The 15,527-nt window shown below is 64.0% G+C and carries 17 protein-coding genes; 9 read left to right on the top strand and 8 right to left on the bottom strand.

Going from position 1 to position 15,527, the window contains the following annotated elements; translation table 11 throughout:
- Positions 1-10 precede the first annotated feature (10 nt).
- The 8 genes from EAH73_RS10125 to trpS all read left to right on the top strand — a co-directional run bounded on the left by EAH73_RS10125 (position 11) and on the right by trpS (position 7,411).
- Positions 11-1,852 carry a glycosyltransferase gene (locus tag EAH73_RS10125; RefSeq protein WP_140466364.1) on the top strand — a complete coding sequence of 614 codons (1,842 nt, stop codon included), beginning with the start codon at positions 11-13 and terminating at the stop codon, positions 1,850-1,852.
- Positions 1,853-1,899: 47 nt separating this feature from the next.
- Complete coding sequence (locus tag EAH73_RS10130; protein ID WP_140466365.1) at positions 1,900-2,586, top strand: hypothetical protein; 687 nt, start codon at positions 1,900-1,902, stop codon at positions 2,584-2,586.
- A 15-nt stretch (positions 2,587-2,601) separates the two neighbouring features.
- The gene (locus EAH73_RS10135; protein WP_140466366.1) at positions 2,602-3,444 is read left to right on the top strand and encodes a DUF4198 domain-containing protein; all 843 of its coding nucleotides are present in this window, start codon (positions 2,602-2,604) and stop codon (positions 3,442-3,444) included.
- 78 nt (positions 3,445-3,522) lie between these two features.
- Positions 3,523-3,897: an STAS domain-containing protein gene (locus EAH73_RS10140; protein WP_140466367.1), complete on the top strand. Its 375-nt coding sequence runs from the start codon at positions 3,523-3,525 to the stop codon at positions 3,895-3,897.
- 166 nt (positions 3,898-4,063) lie between these two features.
- Positions 4,064-4,975 carry a ribonuclease Z gene (locus tag EAH73_RS10145; RefSeq protein ID WP_140466368.1) on the top strand — a complete coding sequence of 304 codons (912 nt, stop codon included), beginning with the start codon at positions 4,064-4,066 and terminating at the stop codon, positions 4,973-4,975.
- 12 nt (positions 4,976-4,987) lie between these two features.
- The gene (locus EAH73_RS10150) at positions 4,988-5,737 is read left to right on the top strand and encodes a queuosine precursor transporter (RefSeq protein WP_140466369.1); all 750 of its coding nucleotides are present in this window, start codon (positions 4,988-4,990) and stop codon (positions 5,735-5,737) included.
- 25 nt (positions 5,738-5,762) lie between these two features.
- Positions 5,763-6,398, top strand: a complete 636-nt coding sequence (locus EAH73_RS10155; RefSeq protein WP_140466370.1) for a hypothetical protein — start codon at positions 5,763-5,765, stop codon at positions 6,396-6,398.
- Between the two features lie 8 nt (positions 6,399-6,406).
- On the top strand, positions 6,407-7,411 hold the full coding sequence (gene trpS / locus EAH73_RS10160) for a tryptophan--tRNA ligase (RefSeq protein WP_140466371.1): 1,005 nt from the start codon (positions 6,407-6,409) through the stop codon (positions 7,409-7,411).
- A 169-nt stretch (positions 7,412-7,580) separates the two neighbouring features.
- Here trpS and EAH73_RS10165 read toward each other — a convergent pair whose 3' ends face one another.
- The 4 genes from EAH73_RS10165 to EAH73_RS10180 form a co-directional block, all read right to left on the bottom strand.
- Entirely contained in the window at positions 7,581-8,498 is a 918-nt protein-coding gene (locus tag EAH73_RS10165; protein WP_240047204.1) for a hypothetical protein, read from the bottom strand.
- Between the two features lie 263 nt (positions 8,499-8,761).
- Positions 8,762-9,451 (bottom strand): ATP-binding cassette domain-containing protein, encoded by a 690-nt coding sequence (locus EAH73_RS10170; RefSeq protein ID WP_140466372.1) that lies wholly within the window; start codon positions 9,449-9,451, stop codon positions 8,762-8,764.
- Complete coding sequence (locus tag EAH73_RS10175; RefSeq protein ID WP_140466373.1) at positions 9,448-9,780, bottom strand: hypothetical protein; 333 nt, start codon at positions 9,778-9,780, stop codon at positions 9,448-9,450. The genes EAH73_RS10170 and EAH73_RS10175 overlap by 4 nt, the downstream gene beginning before the upstream one ends.
- 57 nt (positions 9,781-9,837) lie before the next feature.
- Entirely contained in the window at positions 9,838-10,575 is a 738-nt protein-coding gene (locus EAH73_RS10180) for a class I SAM-dependent methyltransferase (RefSeq protein ID WP_140466374.1), read from the bottom strand.
- A 167-nt stretch (positions 10,576-10,742) separates the two neighbouring features.
- Here EAH73_RS10180 and EAH73_RS10185 point away from each other — a divergent pair, with 167 nt between their 5' ends.
- Complete coding sequence (locus EAH73_RS10185; protein ID WP_410503758.1) at positions 10,743-12,452, top strand: DEAD/DEAH box helicase; 1,710 nt, start codon at positions 10,743-10,745, stop codon at positions 12,450-12,452.
- A 128-nt stretch (positions 12,453-12,580) separates the two neighbouring features.
- Here the strand turns inward: EAH73_RS10185 and EAH73_RS10190 are convergent, their stop codons facing one another.
- The 4 genes from EAH73_RS10190 to EAH73_RS10205 form a co-directional block, all read right to left on the bottom strand.
- Positions 12,581-13,129, bottom strand: a complete 549-nt coding sequence (locus EAH73_RS10190; RefSeq protein ID WP_140466375.1) for an RNA 2'-phosphotransferase — start codon at positions 13,127-13,129, stop codon at positions 12,581-12,583.
- Between the two features lie 24 nt (positions 13,130-13,153).
- Positions 13,154-14,050 (bottom strand): 1,4-dihydroxy-2-naphthoate polyprenyltransferase, encoded by an 897-nt coding sequence (locus EAH73_RS10195; RefSeq protein WP_140466376.1) that lies wholly within the window; start codon positions 14,048-14,050, stop codon positions 13,154-13,156.
- A 178-nt stretch (positions 14,051-14,228) separates the two neighbouring features.
- Complete coding sequence (locus tag EAH73_RS10200; RefSeq protein ID WP_140466377.1) at positions 14,229-14,813, bottom strand: glutathione peroxidase; 585 nt, start codon at positions 14,811-14,813, stop codon at positions 14,229-14,231.
- Between the two features lie 87 nt (positions 14,814-14,900).
- On the bottom strand, positions 14,901-15,482 hold the full coding sequence (locus tag EAH73_RS10205) for a TIGR00730 family Rossman fold protein (protein WP_140466378.1): 582 nt from the start codon (positions 15,480-15,482) through the stop codon (positions 14,901-14,903).
- Positions 15,483-15,527 lie beyond the last annotated feature (45 nt).

Here is a 15,527-nt window from a genome sequence, read left to right on the forward strand (position 1 = left end):
CCCACCCGCCATGCCCTATTCTTCCGTTCCCCCCGCCTCCGAAGCCCTGCTGCCCGACTCGCTGCTGATTGAAGTAGCCTGGGAAGTGTGCAACCAAGTTGGCGGCATCTACACCGTCATCCGGTCCAAAGTGCCGGCCACCGTGCCCGCCTGGGGCAACCGCTACTGCTTGCTGGGGCCCTACTTCGCCCACATGGCGCAGGGCGAATTTGAGAACTTCGACGACACCCAGCTCGCTCTCATCGACGACCCCTACGCCGCCGCCGTGCGCACGCTGCGGGCCCAGGGCTACGACATTTGCTACGGCGCCTGGCTCGTGACGGGCCGCCCGCGGGTGGTGCTCATCAACCCGTTTCAGGCTTACGACCGGCTGGGTGACATCAAGCGCGACCTCTGGGAGCGCCACGGCATTCCGATGCCCGACAACGACGACCTGCTGCACCAGGTGGTGGCCTTCGGGGCCCTCTCCAAGCTGTTCATCCAAACCGTGGCGGCCCTGAAGGGCGAAAAGCAGCTGCTGGTGCACTTCCACGAGTGGATGACGGGCGTGGCCATCCCCGACCTGCGGCGCGACGGCACGCCGGCCCACCTCGTGTTCACGACGCACGCCACGCTGCTGGGCCGCTACCTGGCCATGAACGACCCCGACTTCTACGACCACCTCATGCGCGTGGACTGGCTGGCCGAGAGCCGCCACTTCGCCATCGAGCCGGCCGTGACCATGGAGCGCGCCGCCGCCCACGGCAGCCACGTGTTCACCACCGTGAGCGAGCTGACGGTGCGCGAGTGCATTTACCTGCTCGACCGGATTCCGGACGCGGTGCTGCCCAACGGCCTGAACGTGGAGCGCTTCGTGGCCGGCCACGAGTTCCAGAACCTCCACCAGCTCTACAAGGCCAAGATCCACGAGTTCGTGATGGCCCACTTCTTCCACTCCTATTCGTTCGAGCTGGACAAGACGCTGTACTTCTTCACCTCGGGCCGCTACGAGTACCACAACAAGGGCTTCGACCTGACGCTGGAGGCCCTGGCCCGCCTCAACTACCGCCTCCAGCAGAGCGGCATCGACATGCAGGTGGTGATGTTTTTCATCACCAAGCGCGCCTTCACCAGCATCAACCCGCAGGTGCTTGAGCGCCGCGCCGTGCTGGAGGAAGTGCGCCAAACCTGCCGCGCCATCGAGGAGCAGGTGGGCGAGCGGCTGTTCTACGCCGCCGCCGCCAGCTCCGACCAGCGCCTACCCGAGCTGGGCTCGATGGTGGACGACTACTGGAAGCTGCGCTACCGCCGCACGCTCCAAAGCTGGAAATCGAACGCCCTGCCCCCGGTCATCACCCACAACCTGGTGGACGACGCCAAGGACGACATCCTCAACTTCCTGCGCCGCTCCAACCTGCTGAACTACGAGCACGACCGGGTAAAAATCGTGTACCACCCCGATTTTGTGTCCACCACCTCGCCCCTGTTCGGCATGGAGTACGGGCAGTTTGTGCGCGGCACCCACCTGGGCGTGTTCCCGAGCTACTACGAGCCCTGGGGCTACACGCCCTTGGAGTGCGTGGCCCGCGGCGTGCCCGCCGTCACGAGCGACCTCTCGGGCTTCGGCGACTACGCCCTGCAAAACGTGCCCGACCCCGAGCAGAAGGGCATTTTTGTGGTGCACCGCCAGGAGCGCACGTTCGACGAATCGGCCGAGGAGCTGACCGAGATGATGTGGCAGTTCGTGTTGCTCTCGCGCCGCGAGCGCATCCAGCAGCGCAACAACGTGGAAAGCCACGCTGAGCTGTTCGACTGGAAAAACCTGCGCGTGTACTACGACCGGGCCTACGCCTTGGCCCTGGAGCGGCAGTAGGGCCCCGGCGAACCTACCCGCAGCTCAACGGCAGCACAGCACGAATCATGAGTAATTTCAGGCTGGAAACTCACACGGGCACCGTGTTGGATTCGCAGAAGCACACGCAGTCGCACATTTACAGCGAGGGCGGCGGGGGCTACGTGGGCCCCCGCGGCGGGCGCATCAAGGCCCCCACCGTGAAGTCGTACAACACCACGCGCCACGACATCTTCCTGCGCCTAGCCGACGGGCGGGAGGAGCACGTGCACTTCCCGCTCGACGGCATTGCCCTGCGCAACGGCAACGCCATTTCTCTGATTGCCGCCTTCCGCGGCGACAGTCCCAACGGCCACTACGTGCGGCTGTGCAACCACGACACAGGCACCATCTACAACGTGCTGGACGATACCGCCTGGCAGGCCATGACGGCCCCCAACCCGACGGATTTAGCTTCCCTGAAGGAAATCAAAACCGGGTATTCGTTCCTTCTCCCACTCGCAATCTGGCTAGTAATATCTTTGCTAACCATAGCAATAGGCTATTACTTGTACGGGCAGCTGCCCGGTTCGCGGGAGCTAATCACCAAAGTGTGCTTGTACGCCATCTTGTCCTTGCCCCTCTTCTTCGTCGCGGCATTGCTAATGGTGCACGGGAAAAGCAAGCAGCGCCGAGCCGCCAGGCAAGGCATAAACAGCCGGCTGGCGGATGAGTTGAACGAGAAAATAGCCGCCGCCATAGCCGCTTTGGGTTAACGCTGCTTTAGCATTATGGCCAAATGCTTCCTTACCCTTGCCCCACTTTTGGCGCTGGCCAGCGCCGGCCTGGCCCACGAGTTCTGGCTCCAGCCCACCCGCTTCCGCCTCGCGCCGGGCGAAACAGTGTATGTGCGGCCGCTGGTGGGCGCGGGCTTCCAGGGGGCCCCGTGGGGCAACCGGACCAGTAAAATTTTGGCTTTTGCGCGCTACGGTTCGGCCCCAGCTGACTCCACCAACCTGGCGCCACCGCCCGGTGGGGCCCCGGCCGACACGTTTCGCACCGCCGTGGCGTTTGCGCGGCCCGGCACGCACCTCGTGGTGCTGCGCAGCAACCTGGCTTTCATTGAGTTGCCCGCCGCGCAGTTCACCGCCTACCTGCGCGAAGAAGGCCTGGAGCTGGCCCTGCGTCGCCGCCAGGAGCGCGGCCAGCAAGCCCAGCCCGGGCGCGAGGCCTACCGCCGCTGCGCCAAGGCCCTGGTGCAGGTGGGGCTCCTAGCGCCGGCCGCCGACACGGCCTACCGCCGCGTGCTGGGCCTGCCCTTCGAGCTGGTGCCCGAGCAAAACCCCTACCGCCTGGCCCCCGGCGCGGCCCTCACCGTGCGGGTATTGCGGGCCGGGCAGCCGGCACGCGGGGCCCTAGTGCAGGTGTGGGAGGCGCAGCCCGGGGGCCTGCCCGCCAAGCATTTTACCACCCATGCCAACCAAAACGGCCGTTTGTTGTTACGCCTGTCCGGACCGGGGCCCTACCTGGTGGCCACCGTCGACGCGGCCGAAGCGCCCCCGGCGCTGCGCGCCCGCGCCGATTGGCTCACCACCTGGGCCTCGCTGGCGTTCGCCGGGCCGTTGGGGCCGTAGGCCGAAAGGCACGGCGGGCATCGGGCTTTTCTGTTTACCTTCGTCTCTTCTAATCCTTTTTCTCTGCTCCTCCGCCGCATGAAGTACGTCATCGATAAAAAAGAAAGCTATACCGTCATCACCATCGACGAGAAAAAGCTGGATACGACCGTTGCCCCGGACCTCAAATCGGAGTTCGTGAAGCTCAACGCCGAAGGCATCAACAACCTGATCCTGGACCTGTCCAACGTCAAATACACTGACTCGTCGGGCCTGAGCTCCATCCTCATTGCCAACCGGCTGTGCAACTCCACGGGTGGCCTGCTGGTGCTCACCGGCCTGCAAGACCACGTGCTCAAGCTCATCACCATCAGCAAGCTCGAGTCGGTGCTGCACATCCTGCCCACGGTGGAGGAAGGCATTGACCGCGTGTTTTTGCACGCCATCGAGCGCGACTTGACGGACAAGGAATAGCTTTTTTAGCTGTTAGCGCTTGGCTGTTAGCTGGTGGCTTTCCTTTGGAATGCCGCGGCTAACAGCCAATTTCTTTTCGCCAAACAACTGCGCCTGGGGCGGGCGATTTTCATTCTTGACTCAAAAAAGCTAACAGCTACCCGCTATTGGCCCACAGCTTAGTAATTTGACTTTCGAACTGCGAATCCTGGGCTCGGCCTCCGCCACCCCGACGCTGGGCCGCCACCCCACGGCCCAGGCCCTCACCGTGGGCGGCGCGCACTACCTCGTCGATTGCGGCGAGGGCACCCAGTGGCGCCTGCTCGAGTACCGCAGCCGCCTGAACCAATTGCGGGCGGTGTTCATCTCGCACCTGCACGGCGACCATTTCTTCGGGCTGTTTGGGCTGCTGGGCTCGCTGCACTTGCAGGGCCGCACCCGGGCGCTGGTCATCGTGGGCCCCCCGGGCTTGGATGAAGTGCTGACCACCCAGATGCGGGTGTCGGGCACGAAGCTGGCTTTCGCCATGGAGTTTGTGGCCGTGGACACCGAGGCCCACGCCGTGGTGTACGAAGACGTCCACATCACCGTGTCGTCGCTGCCCATGCGCCACCGCGTGCCGTGCACCGGCTACCTGTTTGCCGAGCAGCCCCGCCGCCCCCGCCTGCTCAAGGAGCGCCTGCCCGCTGGCCTCAGCGCCGCCCAGCTCGGCCAGCTGGCCCAGGGCCACGACCTGCCCGCCGATGCCGGCCAGCCCGGCCTGCGCCACGCCGACGTGTCGGCCCCCGCCCCGGCCCCGCGCCGCTACGCTTTCTGCTCCGACACGCTCTACACCCCCGCCCTGGCCGAGCTGGTGCGCGGGGCCGACGTGCTCTACCACGAGGCCACCTTCCTGGACAACATGCACGCGCGCGCCGCCCAAACCCACCACAGCACCGCCCGCCAGGCCGCTCAGCTGGCCCACGACGCGGGCGTGGGCCGCTTGCTCCTCGGCCACTTTTCGAGCCGCTACAAAGACCTGGAGCCACTGCTGCTGGAGGCCCGGGCCGTGTTTCCTACCGCCGAGCTGGCCCTCGAAGGCTTGATGGTGAGCGTGTAGCCGGGGCCCCGCATGGCATCTTTCGCCCACAAAAAGCAGCAGCTGTACCTGGTGCTTAGCAGCATTTTCCTAGTGAACGCGCTGCTGGCCGAAATCATCGGCGTCAAAATTTTCTCGGTGGCCAAGCTCACGGGCGTGCTGCCCGGCAACCTCACGGCGGGCGTGCTCATCTGGCCGGTCGTGTTCGTCACCACCGACATCATCAACGAGTATTTCGGCAAGGACGGCGTGCTGCGCGTGAGCTACCTCACCATGGGCCTCATCCTGTTCGCCTTCGGGGTTATCTACCTCACCACCAAGCTCCCGCCGGCCGATTTCTGGCTCGATGTGAACAAGGCCGACCCCCGGGGCCGTCCCTTCGACATCGACTTTGCCTACCAGAGCATTTTCCGGCAGGGCCTGGGCATCATCGTCGGCTCCATCGTGGCCTTTATCGTCGGGCAGCTGCTCGACGCCAGCATTTTCCAGGCCATCCGCCGGGCCACGGGCGGGCGCTACGTGTGGCTGCGGGCCACCGGCTCCACCCTCGTTTCGCAGCTCGTCGACAGCTTCGTGGTGCTGTACGTGGCCTTTTATATCTTCGGCAACTGGAGCTTGGCGCAGGTCGTGAGCGTGGCCAACTTCAATTATTGGTACAAATTCGCGGCCGCCATCCTGCTCACGCCGGTCCTTTATATCGCCCATTATTTCATCGACCGCTACTTGGGCACCGCCGATACCTTAGAATTGCAGCACGAAGCCGTGGACGACGACAGCGTGTAATTATCCCTTCCTTATTTATCATTTTATGTTGCATTTATCCTTCATCTCCAAATACTTACCGCTGGCCGCCCTTTTCACCAGCTCTTTTTTACTACCGGGCCAGGCCCGGGCCCAGTTTGCGTTTGCGCCCGGCCACTACAAGCTGGCCACCGGGGCCCAGGGCGACGCCGACCTCAAGCTGGTGCTGGCCGAAGACAACCGGCCCGGCGCCATGGCCGGCATCCGCAACGGCCAGGAGCGCAGCTTCCGCTTGGCGCAAGTGGCAGCGTTCAGCGTAGACGGCCACTCCTTTGCGCGGCAAGACGGGTTTAAGCTACGCGCGGGCTTCGATGCGCAGTTTGCCGACCCGGTGCTACTCGAAACCGTAGTGGCCGATGGCCCTATTGAAATGTTTCACTACTACTACGTGGCCCAAATGGGGCCCCTGAAGGCCCACATCACGCTGGCCGTACTGCGCAAGAAGGGCACCAATAACTTCTTCGTATACAGCCCCAAGCACGCCCCTGGCCTAACTGCCCAGCAGGCGCTGAGCCCGCTCGTAGCCGGCCTCTTTCCCGCCGACCCGATATTGCAGCGGCAACTGGTCAGCAACCAAATCACCCGCGTGCAATTGCCCGATTTGGTGCGCGCCTACAATAAGGGCGTGCGCCTCAAACCTTAATTTTTCTCATGTCCCGCATCCTTACCGGCATCCAGAGCACCGGCCGCCCGCACCTGGGCAACCTGCTCGGGGCCATCCTCCCGGCCATCGAGCTGTCGAAAAACCCGGCCAACGAGTCGCTTTATTTCATCGCCGACTTGCACTCGCTCACCACCGTGCGCGACCCGGAGGTGCTGCGCCAGAACACCTACGCCGTGGCCGCCGCGTGGCTGGCCTGCGGCTTCGACACCGAGAAAAACCTGTTTTACCGGCAGTCCGACGTGCCGCAGGTGACGGAGCTGACCTGGTACCTGTCGTGCTTCACGCCCTACCCGATGCTGGCCAACGCGCACAGTTTCAAGGATAAGAGTGACAAGCTCTCGGACGTGAACGCCGGCCTGTTTACCTACCCGGTGCTGATGGCGGCCGACATCCTGCTCTACGACGCCGAAATTGTGCCCGTGGGCAAGGACCAGGTGCAGCACCTCGAAATTGCCCGTGACATTGCCCAGGCTTTTAACAGCCGCTATGGTGACACACTGGTGCCGCCCCAAGCCCGCGTGGATACTGAGCTGATGACCATCCCCGGCATTGACGGCGCGAAGATGAGCAAGAGCTACGGCAACATCATCGATATTTTCTTGCCCGAGAAGGAGTTGCAGAAAGTCATCCGCAAGATTATCACCGACGCTAAGGACCTCGCCGAGCCCAAGGACCCCGACACCGACATCACGTTCAAGCTGTATTCGCTCCTGGCCTCGCCTGAGGAAACCGCCGAGCTGCGCCGCCTCTACCTAGCCGGCGGCTACGGCTACGGCCACGCCAAGCAGGCGCTTTTTGAGCTGATTTTGAAGCGTTTCGCCGTCGAGCGCGAGCGGTTCAACTTCTACATCAATAACCTACCCGAAATCGACGCCCAGCTGGCCATCGGGGCCCAACGGGCCCAGGCCTACGGCGCCGGCGTACTGGCCAAAGTCCGCCAGAAGGTAGGATACGGTAGCCGAACCACGGATTTATCGGATCTATCGGATTAAGCGTATTCGTCGGATTTTGGGCGATTGTCTTGTCACGAAAAAAGGCCACTCACTGAGTGGCCTTTTTTGTTCAGCTAATAGCCGGCAGCCCGCCCTTGGGGCCCCCAGTTAAGCTTGGCGAATCGTCCCCAAAATCCGGTGAATTTGCTTAATCCGATAAATCCGTGGTTCAGATAACCTGCTCGTGAGAGAAGCTGAAGCCAACCTTGCTGCCGCGGCTAACTTGTTGGTTTTCCAGCTTTTGCTTGACGTTGATTTTCTGGATTTCGGGGAGCGGCGGGGCGATGAGGTCGTTGTTGACGGCGGCAATCATGGCGCTTTCGATGAACAGGCGCATGGCGTCGGCTGTCAGCACGTTGTCCGACATATCGTTGTTAGGCAGTTCCAGCTGCTGCACGCCTTCGAGGAAGTAGTGGTTGTCGATGTTGACGAGCAGGCGGCCGACGAGGTAGCCGGGGTCGTTCAGGCGCTGGTACTTGATGCTGTCGGCCATGAAGTTGTAGGCCATGATGTGGCCGAAAAACCGCCGCCGGAAGTCGGCGTTGACGTAAGCGCTGGGCATGGGGCCGTACTCGTCGGGGAAGGTGACGATGTTGGAGTGCATGACGAAGACCAGCAAATCGCCCGAAAACCGGATGTGGAATTCCAGCTCGTTGACGGCGTGGTACTCCAGCACCACGCTCGCGTCGAGGGGCGGGCGCTTGCTGGCCAGCTCCCGCACCAGCTCCTGCGATACGGTGCGCAGGCAGTCGAACGCGGCCCGGGTGTTGCGGTAAATGGCCTGTTTGGCGGTAGATTTCTGCTTGAGGCCGTCGTAAATCTGGTCGAGGCGGTCGGCCGGGGCCTTGGTGGGCGAGCCGGCCTCGGCAATGGGCAGGTTGTCGGTGGCCGTGGCGCCGCTGTGCACGGCCTCGGCGGGGGCAGCGGTATCGGCCGGAGGGGCGGCCGGTTTTGGGGTTTTGGGGCCCCGGGCCTTTGCGGGCTTTTTGGCAGGCGCGGGCGCAGCTACCAAATCAGTGGCGGGCTGGGTTTCGGCCGGCGCGAACAGCTCGGGCGCGGCAGCATTTTTATTGGACGACTTAGCCATAGGAATAAGAATAATATGCGTTTGGCAGCGGTGTGGAATAAAAAGGGATAACTAATAATGACAAGAATAACGCATTCTTACTTCAATACCAAACCATTCCGGCCTTACCGATAAATAAAGCCCTAATTATTACTACTACCGCCGGAATAATGCAAACGGCTTGCACACCGTAAAAATGGATTTCCGCCGCCTGCAGCTAAACCTTGCCGGCCCGCGGCTGGGGCCCCAGCACGAGGCATTGGGCGCCTGCGCACTGGCCGGAATCAGGTAGCTAAGTACCCGTAATCGCGCAATTCGGCCCGGGGGTCGGCCCCAAGTTGCCGCAGGCGGCCTTGGTGCAGCAGGTACACTGCGTCGCACAGCGGCAGCACCTCGGCGTAGCGGTGGTCGGTGATGAGGATGCCTTTGCGCTGCTTGGCTTGCTGCATGATGAGGGCCAGCGCCTCGACGTGCACGGGCATAATGCCGGAAAACGGCTCGTCGAACAAGGAAAACGCCGTGTCGGCGTGCAGCAGGAGCAGCACCTCCAGCAGGCGCACCGTGCCGCCCGACAGCTCGCCGGGGCCCTGCCCAAGCTGCGCCCGCAACTCGGGGAAGCCAGCGGTGGCCTGCTCCGCATCGACCCGCAGCAGGCGCGCCGCTTGGCGCAACGACGCGCCCGGTGGCAGCAACGGCACTTGCGGCAGGTAGTTGATGAGCCCGGGCTGCGCGAAGGCCGGCACCGCCCGGCGGCCGTTCACGCGCACCGACGCGTCGGGCGTGGCCCGGGCCCCAAACACCGTTTGCAGCAGCACCGATTTTCCGCTGCCGTTGCGCCCCAGCAAGCCCACTATTTGGCCGGTTTGCACCCGCAGGTACACGTCGGCCAGTACCTGCCGCGTTCCGAACGCCAGCCGGATGCCGTCGGCCTCCAGCACGTGCGGCCCGGCCCCGAGGGCCCCCGCCCGCCTCATGCGAAAGCGGCCACCAGGGCCCCCGCCAAGCCCAGAAATAGGCTGCCGTCGAGCAACACCAGGCCAACCCACAAGAATCGGCGCGACACGCCCAAATTGAAATAGAACCAGTACTGGTCGGGCCGCAGTTGCTCGGACAGGTACCACACCGCGGGGGCCGTGGCCAGCTTTACCAGCAACAGTTGCAGCACCAAGCCGCTGGCCCAGCCTTCGTGCAAGGCGGGCCACAGCACCACGAGCAGAATTAAGACGGAAGTGCCCACCATAAATGGCGCCACGCTGCGGTAGAACAGTCCTACCGCCCGCAACCGGGTAGCCAATGAATTCATGCCGCTACTTTTTAGTTGGCTACCAATCAGGTGGCTACCAACGCCGCTGGGCCAGAATTATTCTACCCGCCCGGCGCGGGCAAACACGGGGAACGTCACGGCCCGCTCGCCGGGGCCCCAGGCTTGCGTCAGCTCGTCCGCCACCAGCAACACAGGGTCGGTGCCGTGCTGCTTTTGGTAGTTCTGCACGCTCGACCAAGTGCGCAAATAATCGAGGTACCAAGCCGCCGACCACTGCCGCTGCTCGGCAAAGTGGGCCCGCTGCACGTCGGCAAACGGGAACGGGATGCGGGCGTACTCGTCGTCGACATGCCAGCGGTTTTCGTCCCAATAGGGCCCCAGCACCTCGCGGTAGAAGTGCCACACGAGCGGGTCAACTTCGGAGCTGATGCGGCCCAGGCCGTAGCCCCACTCGGCCAGCCGGGCCCCGGGCCGGGCCACGCGGCGCACCTCGCGGTGGTAGGCGGCGTGGTCGAACCAGTGCACGGCCTGGCCCACGGTGATGAGGTCGAACGCGTGGTCGGGGAAGGGCGTGTGCTCGGCGCGGGCGGCCTGGTAATGGACGTTGAGCCGCGCGGGGGCCTGGGCCAGCTGATTGGTGCTGAGGTCGGTAGCGTCCACTTCGGCGAAGTGCGCGGCAAGTACCACGGCCACCTGGCCGTTGCCGGTGGCGCAGTCCCAGGCGCGCTGGCGGCCGGGCACCAGCGGCAGCAGCCAGTCGTAGAGGGCCGCGGGATAGTCGATGCGGAAGCGGGCGTAGGCCGCGGCCTGGTCAGAGAAACGGTCGAGGGACATTTTGGGGCGGGAATTCGTTGGGAATTGGGGGCACGCGCCGCGCTGGGGCCCTGGTTTCGGGGGCAACCTCAAGCGTGGGCCCCGCGCGTATCTTTACCGTAAATCAAGCGGTTTGCTGGCCGAAAGCACGAGGTCAGCCCAAATTTTTCATTCTAAACAGCTGTCCCGTGACGTTTCACGAATTTAACCTCCACGACGACCTCCTGGCCGGCGTGGACGCCATGAACTATCAGCAGGCCACGCCCGTGCAGGAGCAGGCCATCCCCAAAATTCTGGAAGGCAAGGACTTGATTGCCTGTGCCCAAACCGGCACCGGCAAAACCGCCGCCTACCTGCTGCCGCTGCTCGACAAAATTTCGCACGCCAAGCACGGCCACACGTCCACGCTCATTTTGGTGCCCACGCGCGAGCTAGCTACCCAGATTGACGAGCAAGTGACCGGCTTCGGCTACTTCGTCGAGGCCAGCAGCATCGCCATTTACGGCGGCGGCAAAAGCGAGAACTGGGAGCAGCAGAAGCGCGCCTTGACGAGCGGCGCCGACATCATCATCGCCACCCCCGGCCGCCTCATCGCCCACCTGCAAATGGGCTACGTCAAGTTCGACCAAATCAAGTACTTGGTGCTGGACGAGGCCGATAAGATGATGGACATGGGCTTCTCGGACGACATTTTCAACATCGTGCGCCAGCTCCCCAAAGAGCGGCAGACACTGCTGTTTTCGGCCACCATGCCCACTAAAATCCGCGACTTCTCGCAGCAGATTTTGCAGAACCCGGAGGAAATCCGGCTGGCCGTGAGCAAGCCCGCCGCCGGCATCGACCAGCAGTTTTACTTGGCCTTCGACCGCCAGAAAATCTACGTCCTCGAGCACATCATCAAAACCCAGGACGTGCAGAGCATGGTGCTGTTTACGAGCCAGAAAGCGGCCGTGGGCGGCATTGTGAAGGCCGTGAACAAGCTCGGCATCGAGGCCCGCGGCATCAGTTCGGACCGCACCCAGGAGGAGCGCGAGGAAATCATGCGCGCCTTCAAAAACAAGCAGTTCCCCATTCTGGTGGCCACCGACGTGCTCAGCCGCGGCATCGACATCGACAGCCTGAGCCACGTGGTGAACTACGACATCCCGCGCGCCGCCGAGGACTACGTGCACCGCATCGGCCGCACGGCTCGCGCCGCCACCAAGGGCACGGCCATCACCTTCATTTCGGACCAGGACCAGGACCGGGTGGTAAAAATCGAAAAGCTCATCGAGCGTGAAATCCCCAAGCTGGCCATCACCGAGGAGCTGGGCCTGGGCGAAGCGCCCGAGTTTGACCCCAAGCGGTTCGCCGGCCTGGGCGGCAAAATCGGCGGCCGGCCCGCCCGCGGCGGCCATGGTGGTAGCGGTGGGGGCGGCCGGAGCGGCGGCTTCGGTGGGGGCCCCCGCGAGGGTGGCCCGCGCCGCGAAGGCGGACGCGACGGCGAGCGGCCGCCCCGCCGCGACGCCCCCGACCCCAAAGATCCTAAGCACCTGGAGCGCCTGGCCAACGCCAAAAACGCCCTGGCCGCGCTAGATGCCGGCATCGCCCCCGCCGTGCCCTACCAGCGCCCGCCCCGCCCCGAAGGCGAGCCGCGTCCCGAGCGCCGCCCCCGCCCCGAAGGCGAAAACCGCCCCCCGCGTGAGCCCCGGGCCCCGCGCCCCGAGGGCGAAGCCCGCCCGCCCCGCGAACCCCGGGCCGAAGGCGAGGCCAGTGCCAACGGCGAACCCCGCGAACCCCGCCCCGACGGGGAGCGCCGCCGCAGCCGCGGCGGCCGCAACCGCAACCGGGGCCCCCGGCCGGAGGGCAGCGCCGACAGCAGCGCCGCTCCTATCGAAACGCCACCTGCCAGCGAATAAAAAAGCGCGGCCGCCCAAATGGGCGGCCGCGCTTTTTTATTATTCTAGTGTCATCAGGGGCCCTACGTTACCCAAAGCGTGCGGCAGGCTTCCTTGCTGACGCCAATGCGCGCTAGCATTGGGCCGATTTATGTTATCCGCAAGTAGGCCGTTGGTACGGCATCGGTCAGCCACACGCCGTTATCGGCTTGGTAAAACTGGGCCCCGGCGCGGTGCATCTCGCCAGCTGCCACGGCAAAAATTATGGGCTGGCCATGCCGGCTGCCCACGGTACGGGCCGTTGCTACGTCGGCACTCAGGTGCAAGTGGTGGCGGGCCATTTTCCGCAACCCTTCGCGCTGGATAACGGCTTGGTGCTGGGCGGCCGTGCCGTGGTACAGCGTTTCGGGCGGCGTTGCGGCAGCGTAACCCAACTCCACCGCTACGGAGTGGCCCTGGCTGGCGCGGATTTGGGTGCGGTCGTCGCTGAACTTGAACCGCTGCTTGGGGCTGGTTTCCACGATATGGGCCAATTCCGCGAAGCTGAGCGGCTGGCCGTGGGCCCCTAGTTGCGCCAGCAGCACGGCCACGTCGGTCCACCCTTGCTCGTCCAGCACGATGCCAATTTGCGCGGGCGCGTGGCGTAGCACTAAGCTCAGGAATTTGCTGGTGCGGGTAACTTCTTTCTCCGAAAGCATGGTTGTGCTACTCGTTTTCAGGGTTTATCCCACCACCTGCCCCACCCCAAACAGCACGGTGAACACGAGCGTGCTCAGAGCCATCTGCTTCAATAGCGGGTCGATTTGCAGCGACTCCTGGCGCTGCCACACCTGGATGGCGTTGAAAAGGAGTAGCGGCGCGGCCAGCACGTAGAGCCACTGCCAGGGCGAGTGGTAGGTGAGGGCCACGAACACCGTGGCGCAGCCCAGCCCAAACAGCACCAGCAGCCAGTGGTAGCGCCGGGCGTGCCGGGGCCCCAGCCGCACGGGAATCGTGATTTTGCCCGCCAGCACGTCGGACTTGATGTCGCGGATGTTGTTGACGTTCAGCACTGCCGTGGCGAAGCAGCCCAGCGCGGCGGCGGGCAGCAGCACGGCCACCGGCAGGGCCCCCGCTTGCAAAAAGTAGGTGCCGCACACGCCCACAATCCCGAAAAAGAGAAACACCGAAATATCGCCCAAGCCGGCGTAACCGTAGGGCCGGCTGCCGGCCGTATAGTTCACCGCCGCCCAAATGGCGGCCAGGCCCAGCGCCAGAAAGCCCGCAAACAGGCCCAGGCCCGCCGCGCCCAGCGCCACCCACAGCAGCAGCAGGCCGCTGGCCAGCGCCAGGGCCCCGCAGATGTACATGCCGCGCTTCATTTGGGCGGGGGTGATGGCGCCGCTCTGCACGGCGCGCAGGGGCCCCTCGCGGTGCACGCTGTCGGCCCCGTTCTGCGAGTCGCCGTAATCGTTGGCCAGGTTACTGAGGATTTGCAGCAGGATGGTGGTGAGGGCCGCCAGGGCCACCACGGGACCGTTGAACAGGCCGGCTGCCTTCGCCAAAAAGCCGCCGGTGAGGATGCTGGCCAGGGCCAAGGGCAGGGTACGCGGGCGAAACGCGGAAATCCAGGGGGACATAATTATAAGAGAATACTAGAAACGATAAACAAAAGAACGTCATGCCGAGCGCAGCCGAAGCATCTCTCCCGCCAGCTATCCCAATCGTTCAGCGATTGATTTACTCAGCGGGAGAGATGCTTCGGCTGCGCTCAGCATGACGTTCTTAGAAGCTGGCCAGCGCCAGCGGCAAAGACTGCTACTTGGCCGTGATGTCGGCCACCAGCTCGGGGCTGAGGGGGGTTACTTTCGAGGGGTAGAATTTCACGACGTGGCCCTGCTTGTCCACCAGGTACTTGCAGAAGTTCCAGCTCGGAGCATCGCTCACGGCGCCGTTCTTGGTCTTGTCGGCCAGGAACTTGTAAAGCGGGGTAGCGTCGTCGCCCTTCACGGCCACGGTCTGGAACAGGGGGAACGTCACACCGAAGTTCTTCTCGCAGAACGAGGCCACTTCCGAATCCGACGACAGCTCCTGGTTGAAGCTGTTGGACGGGAAGCCGAGCACGGTCACGTCTTTGCCGTACTTCTTCGACAGCTCTTCCAGCTCCTTGTACTGCGGGGTGAAGCCGCACTTGGAGGCGGTGTTCACGATGAGAATTTTCTTGCCCTTGTACTTGCTCAGTTTCACGTCTTTGCCGTCGATGGTTTTCACGGTAAAGTCGTACACGGTGGGGGCGGCGGCAATTTCCATTTTGGGGGCGGGAGCGGTGGCGAAATTCATGGCCGAGAGGCCAGCCACGGCCAGCGTACCCAGGCCCAATAGGCGCAACAGAGGGGTTTTCATTGAAATGATTGTGAAGGTGTTGGGGGATGAAAGCTGCCGCTTGAACCGGCGCGGTGGCCGCAAGGTTTCGGCCCGGTGCTTACGGGGCTACGTGGTGCTTGGATTGAGCCATTTCTCGACCGGCGCCGGGCGGTAGGCCGCCAGCTGGGCCAGCAGGCCGGCGGGGCTGGCGTCTTGCAACAACTGCGCCCGGTTTTCGGCGCGCAGCAGCTGGTCGTCGCGCATGCGGTCGAGGGCCAGCAGCAGGTGGTCGTAGTAGCCGTCCACGTTCAGCAGGCCCACGGGCTTGTGGTGCAGGCCCAGCTGGCCCCAGGTGAGGACCTCAAATAGCTCCTCCAGGGTGCCGTAGCCGCCGGGCATGGCGATGAAGGCGTCGGCGCGGTCGGCCATCAGCAGCTTGCGCTCGTGCATGGTGCCGACGACGTGCAGCTCGGTGCAGCCCTTGTGGGCCAGCTCCTTGTCGTCCAGAAAGCCCGGAATGACGCCGATTACTTGGCCCCCGGCGGCCAGCACCGCGTCGGCGATGGTGCCCATCAGGCCCACGCGCCCGCCGCCGTACACCAGCGTGAGGCCCTGGGCCACCAGGGCGGCCCCCAGGGCCTGGGCCTGGGCCACGTAAGCAGGGTTGGTTCCAGCACTGGAACCGCAGTAAACGGCGACGCTTTTCATTTAGGGGAGAAAGTGTCATTGCGAGCGCAGCGAGGAATCTGGATT

Source organism: Hymenobacter nivis, assembly GCF_006439025.1.
In the GTDB taxonomy this organism is placed as follows: Bacteria; Bacteroidota; Bacteroidia; order Cytophagales; family Hymenobacteraceae; genus Hymenobacter; species Hymenobacter nivis_A.

Coding starts and splice junctions, on each gene's coding strand:
- EAH73_RS10205 (WP_140466378.1), bottom strand. CDS start 15,482: ATGAAAAGCGTCGCCGTTTACTGCGGTTCCAGTGCTGGAACCAACCCT.
- EAH73_RS10175 (WP_140466373.1), bottom strand. CDS start 9,780: ATGAATTCATTGGCTACCCGGTTGCGGGCGGTAGGACTGTTCTACCGC.
- trpS (WP_140466371.1), top strand. CDS start 6,407: ATGTCCCGCATCCTTACCGGCATCCAGAGCACCGGCCGCCCGCACCTG.
- EAH73_RS10135 (WP_140466366.1), top strand. CDS start 2,602: ATGGCCAAATGCTTCCTTACCCTTGCCCCACTTTTGGCGCTGGCCAGC.
- EAH73_RS10165 (WP_240047204.1), bottom strand. CDS start 8,498: ATGGCTAAGTCGTCCAATAAAAATGCTGCCGCGCCCGAGCTGTTCGCG.
- EAH73_RS10130 (WP_140466365.1), top strand. CDS start 1,900: ATGAGTAATTTCAGGCTGGAAACTCACACGGGCACCGTGTTGGATTCG.
- EAH73_RS10200 (WP_140466377.1), bottom strand. CDS start 14,813: ATGAAAACCCCTCTGTTGCGCCTATTGGGCCTGGGTACGCTGGCCGTG.
- EAH73_RS10140 (WP_140466367.1), top strand. CDS start 3,523: ATGAAGTACGTCATCGATAAAAAAGAAAGCTATACCGTCATCACCATC.
- EAH73_RS10190 (WP_140466375.1), bottom strand. CDS start 13,129: ATGCTTTCGGAGAAAGAAGTTACCCGCACCAGCAAATTCCTGAGCTTA.
- EAH73_RS10170 (WP_140466372.1), bottom strand. CDS start 9,451: ATGAGGCGGGCGGGGGCCCTCGGGGCCGGGCCGCACGTGCTGGAGGCC.
- EAH73_RS10195 (WP_140466376.1), bottom strand. CDS start 14,050: ATGTCCCCCTGGATTTCCGCGTTTCGCCCGCGTACCCTGCCCTTGGCC.
- EAH73_RS10150 (WP_140466369.1), top strand. CDS start 4,988: ATGGCATCTTTCGCCCACAAAAAGCAGCAGCTGTACCTGGTGCTTAGC.
- EAH73_RS10125 (WP_140466364.1), top strand. CDS start 11: ATGCCCTATTCTTCCGTTCCCCCCGCCTCCGAAGCCCTGCTGCCCGAC.
- EAH73_RS10180 (WP_140466374.1), bottom strand. CDS start 10,575: ATGTCCCTCGACCGTTTCTCTGACCAGGCCGCGGCCTACGCCCGCTTC.
- EAH73_RS10155 (WP_140466370.1), top strand. CDS start 5,763: ATGTTGCATTTATCCTTCATCTCCAAATACTTACCGCTGGCCGCCCTT.